This window comes from Vibrio marinisediminis, assembly GCF_014050145.1.
GTDB classification, from domain to species: domain Bacteria; phylum Pseudomonadota; class Gammaproteobacteria; order Enterobacterales; family Vibrionaceae; genus Vibrio; species Vibrio marinisediminis.
Genome location: NZ_JACFYF010000084.1, coordinates 1 through 342, shown reverse-complemented (window position 1 = coordinate 342; position 342 = coordinate 1). Strand labels below are relative to the sequence as shown.

The window sequence follows — 342 nt, the reverse complement described above, 5'->3', positions numbered from 1 at the left end:
CTCGGAAAGCTGCTCGACCGCGTGCTGCACCGCCTGCTCGGATTCCGCGTCGAGCGCCGAGGTCGCCTCGTCCAGCAGAAGCACGGGCGCATCCCGCAGGATCGCGCGGGCAATCGCGATGCGCTGTTTCTGCCCACCGGAGAGCATCACGCCCCGCTCGCCCACGAAGGTCTCGTAGCCATCGGGCAGACGGGCCAGAAACTCGTCCGCTGCCGCCGCCTTGGCCGCGGCCTCCACCTCGGCATCGGTGGCGTCGGGCCGCCCGAAGCGGATATTCTCCCGCGCCGAGGTGGCGAAGATCACCGCATCCTGGGGTACGAAGGCGATCTTGCGGCGGAAATC

Annotated in this window: 1 protein-coding gene; it reads right to left on the bottom strand. The window is 69.3% G+C overall.

All coding sequences use genetic code 11. From position 1 onward, the window contains the following. A partial coding sequence (locus H2O73_RS23500; RefSeq protein ID WP_182110736.1) for an ATP-binding cassette domain-containing protein occupies nt 1-342 on the bottom strand: 342 nt, incomplete at both ends.